Origin of the sequence: Streptomyces sp. 2-1, assembly GCF_048564895.1 — a bacterium.
Taxonomy (GTDB): Bacteria; Actinomycetota; Actinomycetes; order Streptomycetales; family Streptomycetaceae; genus Streptomyces; species Streptomyces phaeochromogenes.
This window is the reverse complement of sequence record NZ_CP183383.1, coordinates 6132044-6152284: the sequence shown is the minus strand read 5'-3', so window position 1 is coordinate 6152284 and position 20241 is coordinate 6132044. Positions and strand designations below refer to the sequence as shown.

At 69.7% G+C, this 20241-nt stretch carries 19 protein-coding genes and 1 pseudogene; 7 read left to right on the top strand and 13 right to left on the bottom strand.

Annotated features, from left to right (window positions below; genetic code table 11):
• Positions 1 to 507 precede the first annotated feature (507 nt).
• Entirely contained in the window at positions 508 to 1962 is a 1455-nt protein-coding gene (locus ACN20J_RS27295; RefSeq protein WP_419667009.1) for a PP2C family protein-serine/threonine phosphatase, read from the top strand.
• 190 nt (positions 1963 to 2152) lie between these two features.
• On the opposite strand, the gene ACN20J_RS27290 is transcribed toward ACN20J_RS27295, so the two are convergent.
• The 3 genes from ACN20J_RS27290 to ACN20J_RS27280 all read right to left on the bottom strand — a co-directional run bounded on the left by ACN20J_RS27290 (position 2153) and on the right by ACN20J_RS27280 (position 3980).
• A complete protein-coding gene (locus ACN20J_RS27290) occupies positions 2153 to 2491 on the bottom strand; it encodes a DUF2516 family protein (RefSeq protein ID WP_143639534.1) in 339 nt (112 codons plus the stop codon).
• A 142-nt stretch (positions 2492 to 2633) separates the two neighbouring features.
• Positions 2634 to 3224 (bottom strand): hypothetical protein, encoded by a 591-nt coding sequence (locus ACN20J_RS27285; protein WP_189836769.1) that lies wholly within the window; start codon positions 3222 to 3224, stop codon positions 2634 to 2636.
• A gap of 138 nt (positions 3225 to 3362) precedes the next feature.
• Positions 3363 to 3980, bottom strand: coding sequence for a helix-turn-helix domain-containing protein (locus ACN20J_RS27280; RefSeq protein WP_246575141.1), 618 nt, complete (start codon positions 3978 to 3980; stop codon positions 3363 to 3365).
• A gap of 156 nt (positions 3981 to 4136) precedes the next feature.
• Here ACN20J_RS27280 and ACN20J_RS27275 point away from each other — a divergent pair, with 156 nt between their 5' ends.
• Positions 4137 to 4331 (top strand): hypothetical protein, encoded by a 195-nt coding sequence (locus ACN20J_RS27275; protein WP_419667008.1) that lies wholly within the window; start codon positions 4137 to 4139, stop codon positions 4329 to 4331.
• A gap of 137 nt (positions 4332 to 4468) precedes the next feature.
• On the opposite strand, the gene gap is transcribed toward ACN20J_RS27275, so the two are convergent.
• From gap to ACN20J_RS27260, 3 genes are all read right to left on the bottom strand, one after another.
• Positions 4469 to 5467, bottom strand: coding sequence for a type I glyceraldehyde-3-phosphate dehydrogenase (gene gap / locus ACN20J_RS27270; protein WP_419667007.1), 999 nt, complete (start codon positions 5465 to 5467; stop codon positions 4469 to 4471).
• 164 nt (positions 5468 to 5631) lie between these two features.
• Positions 5632 to 6588, bottom strand: coding sequence for a GlxA family transcriptional regulator (locus ACN20J_RS27265; RefSeq protein WP_419667006.1), 957 nt, complete (start codon positions 6586 to 6588; stop codon positions 5632 to 5634).
• A 153-nt stretch (positions 6589 to 6741) separates the two neighbouring features.
• Complete coding sequence (locus ACN20J_RS27260) at positions 6742 to 7305, bottom strand: isochorismatase family protein (RefSeq protein WP_419667005.1); 564 nt, start codon at positions 7303 to 7305, stop codon at positions 6742 to 6744.
• 190 nt (positions 7306 to 7495) lie between these two features.
• Between ACN20J_RS27260 and ACN20J_RS27255 the strand changes: the two genes are divergently transcribed.
• The 3 genes from ACN20J_RS27255 to ACN20J_RS27245 all read left to right on the top strand — a co-directional run bounded on the left by ACN20J_RS27255 (position 7496) and on the right by ACN20J_RS27245 (position 9616).
• Complete coding sequence (locus ACN20J_RS27255; RefSeq protein ID WP_190228902.1) at positions 7496 to 8035, top strand: ATP-binding protein; 540 nt, start codon at positions 7496 to 7498, stop codon at positions 8033 to 8035.
• A gap of 250 nt (positions 8036 to 8285) precedes the next feature.
• Complete coding sequence (locus tag ACN20J_RS27250; RefSeq protein ID WP_419667004.1) at positions 8286 to 9158, top strand: GNAT family N-acetyltransferase; 873 nt, start codon at positions 8286 to 8288, stop codon at positions 9156 to 9158.
• 41 nt (positions 9159 to 9199) lie between these two features.
• Positions 9200 to 9616, top strand: coding sequence for a VOC family protein (locus ACN20J_RS27245; RefSeq protein WP_189836762.1), 417 nt, complete (start codon positions 9200 to 9202; stop codon positions 9614 to 9616).
• A gap of 79 nt (positions 9617 to 9695) precedes the next feature.
• Here ACN20J_RS27245 and ACN20J_RS27240 read toward each other — a convergent pair whose 3' ends face one another.
• On the bottom strand, positions 9696 to 10091 hold the full coding sequence (locus ACN20J_RS27240; protein ID WP_419667003.1) for a hypothetical protein: 396 nt from the start codon (positions 10089 to 10091) through the stop codon (positions 9696 to 9698).
• Between the two features lie 655 nt (positions 10092 to 10746).
• Here ACN20J_RS27240 and ACN20J_RS27235 point away from each other — a divergent pair.
• Positions 10747 to 11604: a nitroreductase/quinone reductase family protein gene (locus tag ACN20J_RS27235; protein ID WP_419667002.1), complete on the top strand. Its 858-nt coding sequence runs from the start codon at positions 10747 to 10749 to the stop codon at positions 11602 to 11604.
• Positions 11605 to 11858: 254 nt separating this feature from the next.
• Here the strand turns inward: ACN20J_RS27235 and ACN20J_RS27230 are convergent, their stop codons facing one another.
• Positions 11859 to 13991, bottom strand: a complete 2133-nt coding sequence (locus ACN20J_RS27230) for a HelD family protein (protein ID WP_419667001.1) — start codon at positions 13989 to 13991, stop codon at positions 11859 to 11861.
• Positions 13992 to 14075: 84 nt separating this feature from the next.
• On the bottom strand, positions 14076 to 14681 hold the full coding sequence (locus tag ACN20J_RS27225) for a TetR/AcrR family transcriptional regulator (protein WP_419668963.1): 606 nt from the start codon (positions 14679 to 14681) through the stop codon (positions 14076 to 14078).
• 305 nt (positions 14682 to 14986) lie between these two features.
• Between ACN20J_RS27225 and ACN20J_RS27220 the strand changes: the two genes are divergently transcribed.
• Complete coding sequence (locus ACN20J_RS27220) at positions 14987 to 15958, top strand: zinc-binding dehydrogenase (protein ID WP_419667000.1); 972 nt, start codon at positions 14987 to 14989, stop codon at positions 15956 to 15958.
• Between the two features lie 289 nt (positions 15959 to 16247).
• Here ACN20J_RS27220 and ACN20J_RS27215 read toward each other — a convergent pair.
• From ACN20J_RS27215 to ACN20J_RS27200, 4 genes and pseudogenes are all read right to left on the bottom strand, one after another.
• Positions 16248 to 17003, bottom strand: a pseudogene (locus ACN20J_RS27215) (phosphotransferase family protein); the annotation flags it as partial.
• Positions 17004 to 17084: 81 nt separating this feature from the next.
• Positions 17085 to 18176: a phosphotransferase gene (locus tag ACN20J_RS27210; RefSeq protein ID WP_419666999.1), complete on the bottom strand. Its 1092-nt coding sequence runs from the start codon at positions 18174 to 18176 to the stop codon at positions 17085 to 17087.
• A 254-nt stretch (positions 18177 to 18430) separates the two neighbouring features.
• On the bottom strand, positions 18431 to 19231 hold the full coding sequence (locus ACN20J_RS27205; RefSeq protein ID WP_419666998.1) for an HAD family hydrolase: 801 nt from the start codon (positions 19229 to 19231) through the stop codon (positions 18431 to 18433).
• The gene (locus ACN20J_RS27200; RefSeq protein WP_189836755.1) at positions 19180 to 20061 is read right to left on the bottom strand and encodes a winged helix-turn-helix domain-containing protein; all 882 of its coding nucleotides are present in this window, start codon (positions 20059 to 20061) and stop codon (positions 19180 to 19182) included. Before ACN20J_RS27200 ends, ACN20J_RS27205 begins: the two co-directional genes overlap by 52 nt.
• Between the last annotated feature and the right edge of the window lie 180 nt (positions 20062 to 20241).

The following is a 20241-nucleotide window of genomic DNA, read 5'->3' as shown; positions in this document are numbered from 1 at the left end:
AGCCGGTGACGCCTTCGGTCCGCCGGCGCCTGCGTCGGTCCAGCGGTGACGTCATAGGCCCGCCCGTGACATCGCAGGTCCGCACGTGACGTCATTGGTCCGCCGACGTCACCGCCGGTCAACCCTGGCCGGACATCCGGCCGGGGCCGACGGGTGAACGTTCCCGACCAGGCACCCGACCCGGAGCGCCCACCAGCCCACCGGGGTCGTACGTCCCGACAAGTGACACTTGGTCGCTTTGGTGCCGCCATCGGCGTGACCTGTCGCACGTGATGCGCGGCACGTTCCGGGTGGCCCGGCAACCCCTGGGGCGTGATGTACGTCATCCCGGACAAGGGCGCATCCTGCCCAATTGCGGTACGGGATGCGGCATATGACGGTGGCTGTTTTGGACGTGCCCTGGCCTCCGCCATTCCTTTGTGGCGGCGGCTGACGCTATGGTCCCCGTCGGTGGACCGAGACCCCTCGGTCCGCCATGCCCTCGGGGGGAGGGAAGGAACCCAGACGATGCCCGTACCCGTACCGCGGCAGAGAGCGATCCCCGCCGTGGAAGGTGGTCAGGCTCGCGCCGCGTCCTCAACCGTCGGACCGGCTCAGGCCGTGCCCGCACCCGGCGCCCTGCCCGGCCAGGCGCCGCCCTCGACGAGCCGCGAACCCGGTGGCGACACCGGTCACGGAGGCGACGCCCACCACGGCGGCCTCCACAACGGCAGTGCCCACACCGGCACGGCCCCGCTGACGCTGCTCGTGATCGAGGACGACCCGGCCGGCTCGCTGAACGTGCCCACACTCCTGGACTCGGCCGGCAAGCCCATACGTATCCGTACCGCCCGCAACCTCACCGAGGCCGAGCGGCTGCTGACCGACGACGTCCAGTGCATCCTGCTCGACCTCGCGCTGACGACCGGCGGCCGGACGGCCGCCGACGTCGGGCCGGAGGACGAGCTGGCCACGCTCAAGCACGTACTGCGGCTCGCGCCGCGGCACGCCGTCCTCGCGCTCACCGCGTCCGAGGACGCCGAGCACGGCGCCGAGGCGGTGCGCGTCGGCGCCCAGGACTACCTCTTCCGCGACGAGCTGGACAGCCGGCTGCTGAGCCGCGCGATCCGGTACGCGGTGGAACGGAAGCGTTCCGACACGGCCGAGCGCCGGCTCACCGAGTCCAAGCTGCGCGCGCAGGAGAACGCGCGTCTTGAGCGCGGCCTGCTGCCCACGCCGCTCCTCGAAGGCTCCTCGCTGCGGTTCGCCGCGCGCTACCGGCCCGGCCGCTCGCGCGCGCTGCTCGGCGGCGACTTCTACGACACCGTCCGCACCCCGGACGGCACCGTGCACGCCATGATCGGCGACGTCTGCGGTCACGGCCCCGACGAGGCCGCGCTCGGCGTCGAGCTGCGGATCGCCTGGCGCGCGCTGACACTGGCGGGCCTGTGCGGCGACGAGCTGCTCTCCACGCTCCAGCAGGTCCTGGAGCACGAGCGCGACAACGACGAGATCTTCGCGACGCTCTGCACGGTGGACATCGCACCGGACGGCCGCCGTGCGGGTCTGTGCCTCGCCGGTCACCCGGCCCCGCTCATCTCGCGCCCGGCCCGCTCACGGGCCGCCGTCGTCGGCGCGGACGGCGCCGGGGATCCGGCTCCTCCCATCGCCGAGCTGCTGCCGTACGAGAACGGCGGCCCGGCGCTGGGTCTGCTGCCGAACGCCCGCTGGCCGCGCCAGCAGGTGGAGCTGGGCGGCGAGTGGAGTCTGATGCTCTACACGGACGGCCTGATCGAGGGCCGGACCGGCGAGGGCCGGGAGCGGCTCGGCCAGGACGGGATGGTGGACATGGTCCGCCGCCAGTTGGCGCAGGGGCTGCGGGGCGAGGAGCTGCTGCGGGCCGCTGTGAACGAGGTGCGGGACCTCAATGGCGGCGAGCTGACGGACGACGTGGCCGTGCTGCTGCTGGACCGGGTGGCTTGATCGGGGCTGTTGCTGGATCGGGTGGCTTAGCAGCCGCGCCTCCGCCGGGATGCCGTTGAGTATCTGGCTGGGGGTGCCGTCGAGTATCTGCGGGTCATCCGTGACCGGCCGCGCAGTTCCCCGCGCCCCTGAAACGCAGCTCGCCGCGCCCCGAAGGAAAAAAGGGGCGCGGCAAGAAGGGTGTGGGGGCTCAGCGTCCGCCGTTGTACGGGCCGTACGGGCCGTCGCTGCTGCTTCCGCCTCGTCGGCCGCCCCCGCCGCCGGAGACCTGCTTGAGCGCGGGCCGGACGTCGACGAAGAAGACGATCGTGGCGATGAGGCCGGCGATCTGCAGGAAGACCATCGGGACCAGCAGATTCACGGCCACCGTGACGCCCAGGATGATCAGCCAGAACATCTTGCTCTGCTTGTTCGCGGCGCGGTACGCGTCGTCGCGTGCCAGGCCCGCCATCACCAGCGCCACCACCGCGAGCACCAGCATGCCGAGGAAGATCAGCGACATGAAGCCGCCGAACGCGGTCAACAGCACTTGGCCCACCTACCCGATTCGAGTCCTCGTCCCTACGCGGTCACCGTACCCGCAGAACGGGTCGGGGACTCCGATAGTGCCCGGAGTCCCCGACCCGTTCTCATAACGCCCCGCCGCCGTCGACCCGGCGGCGGCGCCGCGCCTACTTGGCGGGCGGCGTCGTCTTCTTCGCGGTGGTCTTGCGGGCGGCCGGGGCCTTCTTGGCCGCGGTCTTCTTCGCCGGGGCGGCCTCGGCCTTGGCCTCGGCGGGCTTCTCGGCCTTGACCTCGACGGGCTCCGGCTTCGGCTCGACGGCCACGGCCAGTTCCTCGATCTCCTCGGCGGCCTCGCCGCGCCAGGTCTTCACGGTCTGCTCGCCGCGCTCGGCGACCTTCTCGTACGTCTCGCGGGCCTTCACGGCGTACTCGGCGGCCACGCCGACGCTGCGGAGGGCGAAGTCCTGAGCCGTCTCACCGATCTTCTTCAGGTCGGTGTCCAGGGTGCCGATGAACTCGTTCACCTTGGTCTGAATGGTCTCCTGCGCCTCCTTGGCGCGGGCGGTGGCCTTCTCCTGGACCTCGTTCGGGTCGATGCCGCGTACGGCGTCGATGCGGGCCGGGGCCTCGGCACGCAGCTGCTCGACGATGCCGGGCACCTTCTTGGCCTGCTGAATGGCCAGGTCGGCGGTGCCGGCGGCGAAGTAGAGCGGGGTCGGGTCGCTGAAGGTCTTGCGCAGGTCGTCGGTGATGGCCATGGCGATGGTCCTCCCGGAATCGCTAGTGCTTGAAGCGTGAGGGTTTTGTGGTGCGGTACTCCGCCGCCGGCCGGGCCGTTCCAAGTCGTGCCCGGTCATGCCGTACTGGCCACGCCGTGCTCGTCATGACGTGCCCGGTCAGCTCGCGGAGGACTGCTGGTCGTGAGGGTCGTTCTTGCCGTACGGGTCCTGCGGATCACTCGGATCGTTCGGGTCGTACGGGTCCTGCCGGTCGTGCGGGTTCTTCGGTGCGGCATCACTGCCGTCGGCCGTGCGGGCCCTGTCAACGACGGTGTCCGGGCCATCCGTCACGTCCGTTACGCCGGTCGGGCCGGTCGCATCCGGTGCGTGTGCCGCACCGGGGACGCCCAGAGCCTCCTCGACCGCCTTGATCCCGACCTCGATCTCGAACCCGTTCTCCTTGCGGAAGGACTCGTAGATCTGGAGCAGCACCTGCTTCTGCCGCTCGTTGAGCGTCGGGTCGGCGAGGATGACGGCACGCGTCTCCACCTCGTCCCGGTCCCGCTCGGCGTCGAGGATCCCGGCACGGACGTACAGCGTCTCGGCGGAGATCCGCAGGGCCTTGGCGACCTGCTGCAACACCTCCGCGCTCGGCTTGCGCAGCCCGCGCTCGATCTGGCTCAGATACGGATTGGACACCCCGGCGGCCTCGGCGAGCTGCCGCAGGGACAGCTGCGCGTTGCGCCGCTGTTCACGCAGATACTCACCGAGATTGCCGACGTTGAGCGATGCCATGCCCCTACCCTGCACCACCCCCGCTAACTATTGCAAGCACATGCTTGCAAAAGTGCGCCACGCCACTCGCGGCTCTTCTTTTGACCCTCACCTTGGGTCAGCCCACAGCATCGGTGGGGCCGGGTGACGTGCTTGGCGTGAGGAGGGGCGATCGGCATGCGCTTCGAGTTGCACCGGCTCCGCTCTCAGGAGCTCATCCGGGAAGCCGACGAATACCGGCTGGCCCGGCTGGCCCGGCTTGCCCGACTGGCCCAACTGGCCAGGAAGGCCGAGTCGGCTCCGAGGGCCATGGCCGCAACCCCCGCGTCGTGGCCGATGCCACGGCGCCTGCTGGCCTGGTTCCGTGGGTGAGCGTCGCGTCGCGGTGCCCGCGGTCGGCCGGGACGGGACGCCAAAGAAAGTGCCGGTCGGCACTTCCGTCGGGAGTGTCGGCCGGCACGGTCGCTGGAGGCGAGGTGCTGGAGGCGGGGTGTCGGCCCCGCCTCCGGTCAGCGGGTGGTGAGGAGTTCGAGTGTGTCGATCACTCGGTTCGAGAAGCCCCACTCGTTGTCGTACCAGGCGACGACCTTGACGTGGCGGCCCTCGACGCGGGTGAGGGCCGAGTCGAAGATCGACGAGGCGGGGTTGCCCACGATGTCGGAGGAGACCAGGGCGTCCTCCGAGTATTCGAGAACGCCGGCCAGCGGGCCCTCCGCCGCCGTGCGGTACGCCGCCAGCACGTCGTCGCGCGTCACGTCGCGGGCGACGGTCGTGTTGAGTTCGACGATCGAGCCCACCGGCACCGGTACGCGGATCGAGTCGCCCGACAGCTTGCCGTCGAGGTTCGGCAGTACCTGGCCGATCGCCTTGGCGGCACCGGTCGTGGTCGGCACGATGTTGACGCCGGCGGCCCGGGCGCGGCGGGCGTCGCGGTGCGGGCCGTCCTGGAGGTTCTGCTCCTGCGTGTAGGCGTGCACCGTCGTCATGAACCCGTGCTCGATACCGGCGAGGTCGTCGAGCACCTTGGCCAGCGGCGCGAGCGCGTTGGTGGTGCAGGAGGCGTTCGAGACGATGGTGTGCAGGTCCGGGTCGTAGGAGTCCGTGTTGACCCCGAACGCGAGGGTGACGTCGGCGCCGTCCGACGGCGCGCTGACGAGCACCTTGCGCGCGCCCGCGTCGAGGTGGGCCCGGGCGGCCTTCGCCGAGGTGAAGCGGCCGGTGGCCTCCAGGACGATGTCGACGCCCAGCTCGGCCCACGGCAGCTGCGCCGGCTCGCGCTCGGCCAGCACCTTGATCCGACGGCCGTCGACGACGAGGACGTCCCCGTCGACGGTCACCGGCCGCCCGAGCCGGCCGGCCGTGCTGTCGAAGGCGAGCAGCCGGGCGAGAGTCGCGGGCTCCGTCAGGTCGTTGACGGCGACGACCTCCAGGGCGCTGTCGCGCTCCAGCAGTGCGCGCAGCACATTGCGTCCGATGCGGCCGAATCCGTTGATGGCGATGCGAGTCATGAGTGGTGTCCCTTCCATTCCAGACCGTTCGGGACCAGGCTCGCCCGCCTCCGGCGCCGCTGACAGTGGCGGGATCGCCATGGTTCAAAAGGATCCCGCCACACCCCGGCCGCACCCCACCCACGCCCCCGCCACGCCCTCCGTACGGTCCCTGGCGAGGCGGGTCACTCGCCCCGCGTGAAGGTGCGCCGGTACTCGCTCGGTGTCGTGCCGAGGATCCGCTGGAAGTGCAGACGCAGGTTCGCGCCGGTCCCGAGCCCGATGTCGGCGGCGATCTGTTCGACACTGCGCTGCGAGCGTTCGAGCAGTTCGCGGGCCAGGTCGATACGGGCGCGCATCACCCACTGCATCGGCGTGTAGCCGGTCTCCTCGACGAAGCGCCGGGAGAACGTACGCGGCGAGACCCCCGCCTGCCGCGCCAGTGTGTCGAGGGTGAGGGGCTCGCCCAGCCGGTGCAGCGCCCACTCGCGGGTGACGGCGAACCGCTCACCGAGCGGCTCGGGCACGCTGTGCGGCACGTACTGGGCCTGGCCGCCGCTGCGGTAGGGCGCCGCGACCAGCCGCCGGGCCGCGTGGTTGGACGCGGCCACTCCGAGGTCGCCGCGCAGGATGTGCAGGCACAGGTCGATGCCGGAGGCGGCGCCGGCCGAGGTGAGCACGCTGCCCTCGTCGACGAACAGCACGTTCTCGTCGACCCGGACGAGCGGATGCCTGGCCATGAGTGCCCGCGTGTAGTGCCAGTGTGTCGTGGCGCGCCTGCCGTCGAGCAGGCCCGTGGCGGCGAGCGCGAAGGCGCCCGTCGAGATGGCGGCGAGGCGCGCGCCCCGGTCGTGGGCGGCGATCAGCGCCTCGACGACGGCCCGCGGCGGGTCGTCGCGGTCCGGGAACCGGTAGCCGGGGACGAAGACGATGTCGGCCCACGCGAGCGCGTCGAGGCCGTGGGCGACGGAGTACGCGAGGCCGTCACCGCCGGTCACGAGACCCGGTGTCGCTCCGCACACCCTCACCTCGTACGGCATGCTCGCGCGGGTCGTGAAGACCTGCGCGGGAATTCCGACATCGAGCGGCTTCGCACCCTCCAGCACAAGGACGGCGACGCGATGCAGGCGGGGTGCGGGCACAGGAAGAGGTTACGTGGGGAGGCGGGACGCGCCTTCGATGCGCCCCACCGCGCGGACGGGGCGGGTGCTCGCAAAGACGGGAGCGGATACTCGCCGCGACCGGACCGAGTACTCGCCACGGCCGAAGCGTGTCCTAGCCACGACCGGAGCGATTCAGGCCGGGTCAGGAACCTGCGGGGCTGTGAAGTCCACATCGGCCGCGGGCAGGACGCGGATGCTGCGCGGCGGGAAACCGATGTGCCGGTAGATGGCGTTGTGGTGCATGACGGCACGGTCGGACGCGACGAACCCGTCCACGTCCGGGCGGGCGGAGGTGGTGTGCCCGTCGGCAACGAGCACGAGGTCGTACCCACGGCTGAGCGCCTGCCGTGCGGTCGTGTCCACGCAGAACTCGGTGGCGAACCCGGTCACGACCACCTCGGTGACGCCGAGTGCCGTGAGGAACGGGCCGAGGTCGCTGTCCAGAAAAGCGTCGGCGGTGCCCTTCCTGACGACCTTCTCTCCCTCACCTGGAACCAGTTCGGGCACGATCCGCCACGCTTCCGTGCCGGGCTCCAGCCCGGGACCGTCGTGCTGGACCGTGATGACGGGCACGCCGGCGGCCCTGGCACGCTCCCGGAGCAGGGCGATCGTGGTGACGGTCTCCTTCGGCCGGTAGGAGATGGCCACGGCGGCGTTCTGCATGTCGAGGACGAGGAGCGCGGGTGCATGGGGCATGAGGGCACCGTATTGGGGCGCGGACGGGTGGGGCGACGGTTTTCACCGGAGGGTCGACACCGGCTGCACCTGCCGGCAGAGCCCGAGGGCCGACACCCGCGACACTGTTCCGGCAGAGGTCGCCGAAGCCGTACCGGAATTCCGCCGTGCCGTTCCCGCGGTCCGCCGCGCAGCGCTAGCGTCGGATCCCATGATCGTATGGCTCAACGGCACTCATGGCGCGGGCAAGACGACGACCAGTGCGCTCGTGCAGCAACTGATCCCGGACTCACGGGTGTTCGACGCCGAGAAGGTCGGCGAGACGCTCATGGACATCACGCCGGCGCTGCCCTGGCCCGGGACGGACAACTTCCAGCACTGGCCGCCGTGGCGGCCTCTCGTGGTCGAGACCGCCCGCCGCGTACTCGACTACACCGGCGGCACTCTGGTGATTCCGATGACCGTGCTGGTCGAGGAGTACTGGCGCGAGATCAGCACGGGCCTCGCCCAACATGCCATTCCCGTACGGCACTTCGTCCTTCACGCCGACCAGGCCACCCTCCGTGGACGCATCGCGGGCGACACCGTTCTCGGACCCGACTCCCCGTTCCGGCTCCGATACGTCGAGCCCTACGCCGAGGCCGCCCGCACCTGGCTGCACGACGAGGCCGAGGTCGTCGACACCACGCACCTCACACCGGCCGAGGCCGCCCTGCAGATCGCGGAGGCCGTCAAGAGCGACGGCAGCTAGCCTCCTCAAGAGCGACGGCAACCAGCCCCTCCCATTTCCATCCCTCCCGCCCCAAAACCGCAGGTCGCCGGGTATACGAGCATCGACCTCGACTCGGGCTCCACGACCCCGCTGGCGATTTCAGGACAACGATCCCGGCGGCGGTCACCGCGTTCCCGGCGGGGAGGGCCGAGCAACCGTGCGGAAGTCCGGCCACCCCTCCCTGGCGGAAAAGCACGGGGCACACCGTCACCCTGGGGAACCATGAGGCATGCGCCCAGATGACTGGCACCTCACCGAAGACGTCGACGAATTCCTCGCCCGAGCCGGAGACTTCCTGCGCTCGCGGCCCGGCCCGCATGTCATGCAGCTGACGTGGGCGGAGAGAGTGCGAAAGCGCGGGGCCGCCTCGTTCGGCACCGAGGCCCCCGTCTTCGGCGTACTGGAGCGAGCGGGCGAGGTCAGTGGCACCTTCTACCGCCTCCCGCCCCGCGCGCTGAGCCTCTCCCCGCTCACGCCCGAGCAGGCCGACTCCCTCGCCGCCCACCTGGTCGCCCTCGGGCACGCCCCTTCCCGCGTCAGCGCGGACCACAGCACCGCCACCGCTTTCGCCGAGGCATGGCAGCGGCACACCAGCGCGACCCCGAAACTCCACACCACACAGGTCCGTCTGTACGGCCTCGGCACCCTCACCCCACCGGATCCGCTACCGGCCGGCCGGGCCCGTGTCCTGGGCGAGCAGGACCTCGACGAGGCCATTTTCTGGTGCGGCGAGTTCTCCAGGGCCGTCGGCGAGGACGTCACCATCAACGCCGACACCTGGGCCGGGACCCGCTACGCCGACAAGCGCTACACGCTCTGGGAGACCCCGGACGGCACCCCCGTATCCATCGCGGGCATGAACCCGCTGATCGGCGGCCAGATCCAGGTGGACGTCGTCTACACCCCCGCCCACCTGCGCGGTCACGGTTACGCGGCCGCCGTGTCGGCGGAGGTGAGCCGGGCCGCGCTGGCCGCGGGCGCCAAGGACGTCGTGCTGTTCGCGGACGTGGCCAACCCGACCAGCAACGCCCTCTACCAGCGCCTCGGCTATCGCGCCCTCACCGACTGGTCCGCGTACGACTTCTCCGCTCCCGGTCAGTAACGGAGAAGCCAAACCCGCCGCCGGTCACTAGCGTGATGAGCATGGATCTCAAGCTTGCACAGTGCTTCATCGCCGTCGACGACCACGACAAGGCACTCGCCTTCTACCGCGACGTGCTCGGTCTCGAAGTGCGCAACGACGTCGGATTCGAGGGGATGCGCTGGGTGACCGTCGGCTCGCCCTCGCAGCCGGACGTGGAGATCGTCCTGGAGCCGCCGCTCGCGGACCCGAACGCCACACCCGCCGACCGGCAGGCGGTCGCCGAGCTCATGGCCAAGGGCCTCCTGCGAGGCGTCATCTTCCGGACCGACGACTGCGACGCCCTGTTCGAGCGGATCCGCGCCGCGGGCGGCGACGTACTGCAGGAACCGATGGACCAGCCGTACGGAGTACGCGACTGCGCCTTCCGCGACCCGGCGGGGAACCTCCTGCGGTTCCTCCAGCCCCGCAAGAAGTAGCGCGGCACGAAGCAGGGGGCGCGGCGAGTGGCTCGGCGACCACAGGGGAAGCGGTCGCCGAGCCACTGCCTGCTGCTCGCTACCAGATGATGACCCCGCCACCGATCCCCAACGCCCGTCGAGCCGCGTTCACGATGTTGTCCAGGCGGCGGCTCACGTCGTCGGCGTGCTCGGCGTGGGACTTCCGCGGCCCCGTCCCCGGCTCGGCCGCCATGTGATCGGCGATCCGCGCCAAATGCGTACGGAGCAGATCGCACTCGGCGAGGAAGTCGGACACCTCGTCCGGCGCCACCGTCAGGTCCTCGGTGGCCAGCCGCGGGAAGAACCGCGCGCCGAGCGAACGGACCGGCTCCGACCCCCACACCTCCGTACGCCACCGCTCCCAGCCGGCCACGTCGGAGGACTCGGGCGGAACGTCCAGCACCTCGATGCCGCCCTCCGCTCTGGGCACGTACACATCGACCGACAGACTCATGGCAGGGAGTCGACCACGGACGGGCCCCGCCGGTCCACCACACCCAGGCCACGCGCCCGCCTCTCCACGAACCGGTGAGGCGTCAACGGCCCCCGGAGTCCGCTGCCTTGTCATTCGGACGAGCACCGGACAATGCCTGAAAACACGCATTGCCTCGCCGCGCCCATTCCATTAACCTTTCCTCCGTGACTGCCGGGTCGGCCTTGGGCCAACAGCGAGTAGGGTTCCCGGCCTCCGAGTGAGGCCCGGGCGGGCCAGAGGGCCGCCCTTTCTGATTCAAGCGCGCCGAGCGCTCGTACGGAGTTTCCTGTACGAGTGCCATGCCGCGCCGCACGCGCCACGCACACCACGCCGGGGCACAGCCTCCGCATTGCCGTTCCACATATCGCGTGCCGTGCGTCGAATGCCGCGTGCCACCACGTATCCGCACGTCTTCCTGCCTGTGCCACCGCAGGCGCATGCCCAGCGGACGTTCGCCCTGTCGACGTTCGCCGCGTGCGCATTCGCCCTGCCGGTGTTCACCGCGCCGGGAATTCGCGCACCTTCATCTCGCCATCAGCGCACTGCTACCACGGGCGTACCCGAATTCGCCCCGTGGCGATTCCCCATGCCTCGATCCAGAAATCAACAAGAAGAAACGAGAAGAAAGAAGACAATGCCCAACGATTTCAACCAGCAGGTCATCGAAGAGTTCCGCACCAACGCGGGCCAGGTCGGCGGCTATTTCGAAGGAGCCCGGCTGATCCTGCTGACCACCACGGGAGCGCGCTCGGGCAAGCGGCACACGACCCCGCTCGCCTACTACCCCGACGGCGGCGCGAGCGTGCTGGTCATCGCCTCGGCGGCCGGCGCCCCGACGCACCCGGCCTGGTTCCACAATCTCCTAGCGCACCCTCAAGTCACCGTGGAGACAGGGGTGTTCACGTACGAGGCGACGGCGGAGGCGCTGGCGGGCCCCGAGCGGGACAATGCCTTCGCCCGTCTGGTCGAAGCCGAACCGGGCTGGGCGGACTATCAGTCGAAGACCACACGGGTGATCCCGGTGATCGCCCTCCACGAGATCCCCGCCGACGGCCCGCCGAACGTCAACGCCTCCTCGATGGGCGAGGGACTCAAGGTCATCCATGACGCGTTCCGCCGTGAACTCGCCCTGATACGAAAGGAGTTCACCGCATCCGGGCCCACCCTCGGCGCCCAGCTCCGCGTCAACTGCCTGACGCTCTGCGCGGGCCTGCACAACCACCACACCGGCGAGGAACTCGGCATCTTCCCGTTCCTGGCCGGCACCCGCCCCGAACTCGCCCCGGCCCTGGACCGCCTGCGCAAGGAACACGAGCGCATCGCCGCCCTGACCGCGGAGCTGAAGCGGATCATCGGCGACGACTCGGCGGACCCCCAGCACGCACGCCGAGAGGTCGAACGCCTCACCGCCGAGCTGGAGACCCATCTGGCGTACGAGGAGAAGCAGTTGATCCCGGCACTGGACGCACCGCAGACCGAGCCGGCCCGGTAGTTCGGCCCCGTTAGCTCGGCCCCGTTAGCTCGGCCCCGTTAGCTCGGCCCCGGCAGTTCGGCCCGCTGGTCGGCCTGTTGGTTCGGTCTGCGCGGCAACCGGCTGGGGGCGACCGGCAGGGGGCCAGTCAGTTGCCGGAGGGCAACCCGATCCGCCCGGCAGCCCCTAGTCCGTGGCGGCGGACTCCGGCACGACGCCCTCCGGCGGACCATGGCAGCCCCTGACGGTCCCGGCGCCCCCGAAGGTGCTCACTCTCACTCGAACGGCAACGGCCGCGCATGCACCACGTCCAGCCGGGACACGGCCCGCGTGAGCACGACGTACAGCCGATGCAGCCCCCGGGTCTCCCCCTCCACGATCGCCGCGGGCTCCACGGCGACGACATGGTCGTACTCCAGGCCCTTCGCGAGCCCGGCCCCCAACACCGTGACTCGCGCGCCGAGTTGGTCGACTCCGGCAGCCTCGATACCGGCGCCGCCCAGCGCCTCCCGGACCCGTACGACGTCGGAGTCGGCCGTGATGACGCCCACGGACCCCTCGTACGAGAGGGCGCGACGCACGGCCTCGACGGTCTCGCCGGGTACGTCGTCCGTGGGGAGCAACCTCAACTCGCCGTCCCTGCGCAGGGATTGGCCCGCCGGAACTCCGACGTCCAGCTTCGCCAGTACCCGGTTGGCCAGTTCGACCACTGCCTGTGGCACGCGGAAGCCGGTGGTCAGCGGTACGACCACCGCCTCCGGTCTGCCGAGGTGGCCGAGGAGTTCGCCCCACTCGCGCGCGGCCCACGGGGTGGTTCCCTGCGCGAGGTCGCCGAGGACGGTGAGCGAGCCGTAGACCGCCCGTCGGCCGATCGCCCGGCACTCCATCGGGGACAGGTCCTGCGCCTCGTCGATCACCAAGTGCCCATAGCTTTCCGGGTGTTCGACGAGACCGGCGACCTCGTCGAGGAGGACGAGGTCGGCCGCCGACCATCGCGCGGACTTCCACGACCGGGGCGGGCGCGTCCACAGCAGTGCCTTCTGTTCGTCCGCGTCCAGCACCCCGTCCGCCGCCGCGGCCAACACGGCCGGATCGGCGAGCAGTTCGGCGACGACCTCCTCCGGCCGCGCCCTGGGCCACACGGCGTCGACGTACGCGCCGACGGGCCGCGCCCGTGAGATCTTCTGCACCCAGGCGTTGGACTGGGGCCCGGCACGCCGTTCGGCCCGCTCCCGCACGTACCGCACGATCCGCGTCCGGACCCGCTCGCGCCCGACGGCGTACGGCAGTTGCTCGGCCCGTACCCCCGCCACGATCCGCGCGAGCGCCTCACCGGGCACTCGCCACCGGTACGAACCGTCGGGCACAGCAAGGCCGTTGACGCCCTCAACCGCTTCCGAGCTCACCCGCGCGTAGAGGGCCCGTCGCAGCACCCCCGCCATACGGGCGTCGTGCTTGACGACCGCGGCGGCCTCGTCGTCCTCGCCCGTGACCGGGTGCCGCGCGATCTCCTCCCCGACCGTGGACTGCCGTACGCCGGTCTCGCCGAGCGCGGGCAGCACCTCCGAGATGTAGGAGAGGAAGGTGCGGTTCGGCCCGAGGATCAGCAGCCCGCCGCGCTGGACGCGCTGCGGGAACGTGTAGAGCAGATACGCGGCCCGGTGCAGCCCGACGGCCGTCTTCCCGGTGCCGGGCGCACCCTGCACACAGACGGAGACGGTGAGATCCGCCCGTACGAGTTCGTCCTGGTCGGGCTGGATGGTGGCGGCGATGTCGCGCATGGGGCCGACGCGGGGGCGTTCGATCTCGCTCGCGAGGATGCGGCTGCCGCCAGGGGGCCCGACGCGGTGGTCGTCCGGCGTCTCGGTACGGCGCCCATCCGGGAGGTGCCCGTCCTCCAGGTACTCCCCCTCCCGCCGCTCGACCTCCAGGCGCTCGTCCTCCAGCCCCGTGAGGTCGGTGGAGTCGCCGCGGCTCCCCGGTGCCCAGCCGAACCGCCGCCGCACCCGCACACCCTGTGGATCGCGGGCGCTCGCCTGGTAGAAGGCGCGCGACACGGGAGCCCGCCAGTCCACGACGAGGGGCGGCGCGGAGGGGTGCTCGGTGATCCTCCGCCGCCCGACGTGATAGCTCTGCCCGGCGTGATCACCGGCGCCGCCACGCTCTCCCCCGAAGTCCAACCGCCCGAAGAACAAAGGCCCTTCGGGCAGTTCCCGCATCTCCTTGGCCCGGCTGCGGAGCCGATACCCGAGCACTTCGGCGTCGGCGCCGGACGCGGATACGTCCTCTCCGGTGAAGACATGTTCCTGAGCACCGTCGACCATCGCGGCGAGGGCGGCGCGGCAGGTGTCGTGGTAGGCGCGTTCCTGGGTGAGGGAGGTGATGAGAAGGGGGTCGGGTGACGTCATTCGAGCAAGGGTAACGGAATAACGTAACCGAGTTAAACTTTTTACCTGGCTACGGAATGGACGTCGCTCGGCACCCGCCGGGCGTCACACGCAGCGAGGCAGCCCGGCCTCAAGCCGCGCGAACGCGCTCTCCGCCGCGACGACGGCGTCCCGCCGCACGTCGGCGACCGGCTCGCCGTCCGCGATCCGCCGCCAGTTCTCCTGCGCGAGGATCCGCTGCACGGCGACGATCTGCCCGGCGGCGAGCCTGGCCTCAAGGCCGCCACCGAGCGCCCCGGTGAGGGCGTCCTCGGACCGCTCCAGATACTCGTACAGCCGCGCGACCAGCGAAGGGGTCCCGTAGAGCAGCCGGTGGAAGGCGAGGATGTGCGGGTCCCCGTTGACCCCGGTGATGGGGTCGCTCCGCTCGATCCCGGCCAGGAACTGCCGCCGCAGCGCGTCGACGGCGGACTCCCCCGGCGCCCGCGCGGCGACCACCCGCGCGGCCTCGTCCTCGTGATCGGCGAACCGGTGCAGGACCAGGTCCTCCTTCGACGAGAAGTACCGAAAGAGGGTCGGTTTCGAGATCTGAGCGGCGGCGGCGACCTCGGCGACGGAGACCCGCTCGAAGCCCTTCTGCAGGAAGAGCGTGATGGCGACGTCCGAGACGTCTTGATACATGCGCAGCTTCTTGCGCTCACGCAGCCCCATGGCACCAGCAGCGCCTGCCACACCACCGGCCGCGCTCACCGCACCCGCCTCACGCGGCGCGCCCACGACGCTCGCACCACTCACCGCCCGCGTGACGCCGGTCGCACCCGCGGCACCCCTCGCACCCGTCTCGCCCATGCCCCGAGCCTACGCACTTTCCGGACTCTCGCCCTCCCCTTGGACACCACTTCCTCGCCCTCCTGGCTGGTTCCGGCCCCTGCCACCGGCTCCTCTTGACCTCAACCGAACTTGAGGTCGAAGACTGGGCGCTCCGCCTCCTCCCTTTTGCCCTTTTGGAGATTCCCGTGCGAGCAGCCCAGGTGACACGCTTCGGCGACCCGTCGGTCCTGATCACGACCGACCTCCCGGACCCGGTCCCCGCCCCCGGCGAAGTACTGATCGACGTCGCGTACGCGGACACGATCTTCGTGGAGACGCAGATACGGTCCGGCTGGGGCGGCGAGTACTTCCCGGTGACCCCTCCGTACGTCCCCGGGGGCGGCGTCGCAGGAGTCGTGAGCGCCCTGGGCCCGGACGTCCCCGCACAGTGGCTGGGCCGCCGGGTCACTTCGTTCGTGACGGGCGCGTACGCGGAGCGAGCCGTGGCAGCGGCCTCGGCCCTGACGCCCGTACCGGACTCCTTGGATCTCCTAGACGCGGCGGCCCTGGTCCACGACGGAGTGACATCGACGGGCCTTCTGGAACTCACCGCGGTGACCGAGACGGACCGGGTCCTGATCCTGGGCGCCTCGGGCGGCATGGGCACCCTCCTGGTCCAGCTGGCCCACGCACGGGGCGCCCGGGTGGTGGGCGTGGCCCGAGGCGAGGCGAAGCTCGCCCTGGTACGGGACCTGGGCGCGGACGCGGTCGTCGACTCGACGTCCCCCGACTGGCCGGCCCAGGCCCGCCACGCCCTCGGCGGCCCCGACGGCGCGGCGGACGTGATCCTGGACGGCGTCGGCGGCCAACTCGGCGCGACCGCCTTCCCCTTGACGGCAAACGGCGGCCGCTTCTCGGCCCACGGCGCCCCAACCGGCGGCTTCGCCCTCGTGAACCCGACGGAGGCCAAACACTGCGACATCACCCTCTTCGGCATCGGCGACGTCCAGTTCAGCCCGACCGACCTCAGCCGCCTGACCGCCCACGCCCTCGGGGAGGCGGCGGCGGGGCGGTTGCGGGCGGTTGTTGGGGAGGTGTTCTCGCTGGAGGAGGCGGGGGCGGCGCATCGGGCTGTCGAGGGGCGGGAGTTGCTGGGGAAGGTGGTGCTGAAGTGCTGAACTGGCACCAATTCTTGAGCGCTCGCTCGATGTCGGCCACATCCGGTACGGCGTCGAGTCCCAACGGTCCGGCCGCAACTTTCAACGCCTTGCGAACCACGGCTGCCGATCGTGCCATCTCCCGCCGACCAGGGCGGTCGGGACGGTCGGGCTGGTCGGGGCCGTCGGTCAGCGACTGCGCAGCGCGCACGACATCCGGGTAGACCGACTGCGCACGCTCGAACTCGACGTAGTGCCGCAGATCTTGCGCCACCCCGTCGACCGAGTCGGGGCTGGTGCGCCGAAACGCCCGACACCAGGCATCGACCACCTGCTCCCGCTGCTCCTTCGGATACCGCATCCGTACGAGGTGGATGGCAAGGTCGTGCAGCGGGTCGCCGTACGTCGCGAGTTCCCAGTCGACACAGACCAGGGGCGGCGCACCGGAACGGGTCACGATCACATTGTCCCGGTGGAGATCCGCGTGCAGCAGCGCGAACGGCCGCCCGGTCATGGCGGGCAGGCGATCGGCGAACCGTCGCATCGCGTCCTCGGGTACGCCCAGCGCGACGAACAGCCGCCCGAACAAAGGCCAGTTGGGCTCGCGCACCTGGTGGTCCACCTGTGCCGTCAGCAACCGCAGAAACCCTCGACTGTCCCGGTCGTCGGAGGGCCAGTCCGCGGGCAGCGGCGGCAGTGTCTCCCGGCCGACCTGAGCCATCCGCGCCATCAGGCCGGTCAACGCCTCGACGACATCGCGGTGCACGGCTGTGCCGTCCGGGCACGGTGCGGAGAGTGGAACTCCATCCACATAGCTGTGGATGGAGGCCTCACGGCCGGCGGCCAGACAGCGCGGCACCTCGTGCGGCAACACCCTGCCGACGGCATCCAGGACTTCCCCTTCTCGCGGCCAGGTGCGCACGACCACGGGCAGCGCCTCCGGCCTGCGGATCCGCACCGTCACGGGCGTGCCGACCTCACACTCCACATGCCGAGCCAGTTCCTCCGTCAACGGCAGCACGAAGTTCTGGTTGTGATGCCCACGGAGCCTGACACCGGCGCGCATCGCGTGCCGTACGAACTCGTCGCAGGCGTCCGCGAGAGCGTGATCGTCGGATTCGACCAAAGACAAGGACGGCCTCCCCCGTCACGTACGGGCCGCTGCGTCCTCTCTGCCCCATCGCAGGAGCGCCGCCTCGATCTCCAACAGGCTCGGCGGGGAAGTCAGTCCCAGCGGCTCGGCCGCCGCCCAGAGCACGTCCCAGACCTTCCAGCTCGCCACGCGCAGCCGCCGACGGTCGAACCTCCCCATGACGACGAGGGACTGTGTCTCACGGATGACGTCCGTGAACAGGGACTGCGCCTTCTTGTAGGCGAGCAGCCTCGGCAGATCCTCGTCCCAACCTTGGGAACTGCCTTCTCTGACCTCTTCGGCAATCGCGCACCATCGCTGGATGATCTCCCGCTCCTGTTGAACCGGATACTGCATCAGGTGGAGATGGGTTGCGAGGTCGTAGAGGGGATCGCCGAGCATCGCCAATTCCCAGTCGATGGCCCAGACTTTCCCCTCCGAATCGAGGATGAAGTTCTCTCGGTGCAGATCCGCGTGCAGGAGACAGAACGGTCGCTCCTTCAGTCCCTCCACACGCTTCCTGAGGTACTCAAAGGAATTGGGGCCGAGCCCGAGATCAGCGAACAAGCCTTTATATCGCGGCAGATTCCGGTCGTACACACGCTCTTGAGTGAAAAGGATGAGCCTTTCGAGGAATCCCTTGCTGTCCCCCGCCTCGGCACGATCCGCCGCCTTGCATTTTCGCTTCACGAGCAGGGTGTCCGACGACGTGACAGCGATCAACTGGCGGAACAGTTCCAGAATCTGTTCGAACACCGCTCGGGGCACAGCTTCGCCGGACGGATACCGCTCCCCCAGGGTGACACCTTCAACGAATCGCTGCAGGTCCACGCCCCCCACCGGAGCGACCTCGGGAATGACGTCGATGCGTCGCTGCAGTTGGTAGAGCAGCTCGTACTCGGACTTGAAGCAGCGCCGGTCGAACCACAACGGCCCCTCTCGGGGCTCGCGGATCTTCCAGCGCCCCTTGAAGTCGGCCCCCGCCTCGGCCGACAAAAAGAACGCATATGTTTCATGGTGGTACCCACGCAGGGGACCTTCGACCGCGTTCGAGTGATCGCTCAGATCACTGGCACGCCGTCGCGTCGCGGACGGTTCGGGTGACATTGCCCCGTTCTTTCTGGGACCAGCCGATGATGAGTGGAGGCAACGTACTGCACCAACGAGTCGTGCCGAGTCAGAACCGTTTCATCCAGTAGCACTTCGTATCTTCGACGGGTGGATGGTCTCACCCATACGGGGACACTCCACGCACCGCACCCACCAAGAGACATTGACGACAACAGGTCTCCTCGAACGACAGCACAGAGGAACTCCGCCTCTTCCCAGGCGCGTAGCAACTGAGTTCGACGCGGAAATCGTCACCCCTGCGGATTGACGCCACCCCGAACTGTCTCCAGAACCGACTCCAGCGACCTCACCACAACCGCCGCTCCCGCCGATCTCAACTCCTTCTCCCTTTCGGCATTACGCGCGTAGCCAAGAAAAGGAACGTCAGCCCCTTGGGCGGCATAGAAGTCCGTTGGAGTGTCGCCGATCATGAGGGCCTTGTTCGGGGCGGCACCCATGGCGTTCAGGGCTCGGACAAGACAGTACGGATCGGGCTTGAGCTGGTGCAGTTTCTTGGTGCGACCGTAGACATTGGGCGCGAAGCAGCCGGAAAGGTCACGACCTTCGAGGTAACTGATCGCTGTCTGGGCCGAATTGTTGGTCGCTATGGCCAGCCGTGCTCCGACCGCGCTCCAGGTCCGTATCAGCGGATCCGCATACGCGGTGGGCCAGGCGCTGGGCACCGCACGGAGTTCCTCTTGGGTGAGCCGCTCCTCCAGTTCGGTCACCAGGTCGCTGTTCGGGCGGCGCCGGTTCACGGCGGCGAGGAGGACCTGGGGGTCGGGGTGGATCTGCTCCTCCTCGGTCAGCAGTCCCCGCAGGCCCTGCCCCTCCAGCCAGGCGACCAGTTGGCGCGCCACCTTCTCCGCCGAGTAGCCCGCGAACAACCGACAGATCGGCCCATCGAAGTCGAAGAGGACGAAGCGGGCGCGCTTGATCACTTCCTGGAGGTTCTCAGTCTCTGCTGCCACCGGACCAGTCTGCTTCGTATCAGGAGTCACTAGGAGAGTGTCAGGTCCGTCGTGATGGTTTCCCAGAGGGCGTTGAACCACTTTTGGGACTGCTCGACGAAGGCGGCGTCGCGTTGGCCTGCCCTTTGCTCGAAGGAGAACAAGAGGGAAGTGGAGCCCAGGGCGTCGTACATGTCGAGCGTGCCCCTGTCGCCGGCCTCCTCCTCCCGCCTGGTGATCATGTAGTACGCGATCAGGGCCTCGACGCCGTTGAGCAGGTACAGCTTCACCGGCGGGGTGAACGGCAGCGCCCGGAAGGTCACGTTGACGTCGATGCCGTGGGAGGAGCGCAGCGCCCTCAGGTTGTGGCGCAGGACGTGGCCCTGGGCGTTGCGCATCTCCAGCCAGCGCTGGTGGACCGGGTCCTGGGCTCCCTGCGCGTCGACGGAGACGGGGAAGGCGAGGTTGATGTCACGGGAGGGCAGCAGGATGCGGACGTCGATCGACTCCGGGCGGAGCTTGCCCTCGTGGATCAGGCGGACCGGTTCACCGAGGGCCAGCATCAGCGTCTCGGCGGTCAGGCACGCGGCATCCACCCGGACGTGCGGCACGGCGAACGCCTCGACCAACTGCGGTGCCAACCCGACCATCGTCGGCTGAGGTTCGTCCCGCGCGGGGGTCACGTCCGCGATACGCGGGGGGCTGCCCTTGCTGACGTTGCTGAGCCGGCCCTCGTCCTGGAGTGCCCGCAGGGCCTGGCGGATCGTGCCGCGCTCCACGCCGAACTCCTCGGCCAGCTCTGCCTGGGTGGGCAGGCGGTCGCCGGAGCGCAGGTCACCCGCGCGGATGCGGTCCCGCAGGATGTCGGCGATCTCCTGCGGCGAGAGCTTTCTGCTGCCGTTCACTGCCACGTTCTCCTGGGTCACGACCAAACGCTACAACTCCGCTCCATCTTAGGGGAGTTGTTTGAAAGTTGTTTTGAAGTAGGGACCAACTGGGGATATCTTAGTCAGAGTTGGCAACCAACTTAGCAAAGATGGCGGAAGGTTTGCCTCCTCTCGCAAGTAGTTGGCAAATGGGAAGGCTCCGCGCCTCTCCGGCATCGTCCCGCA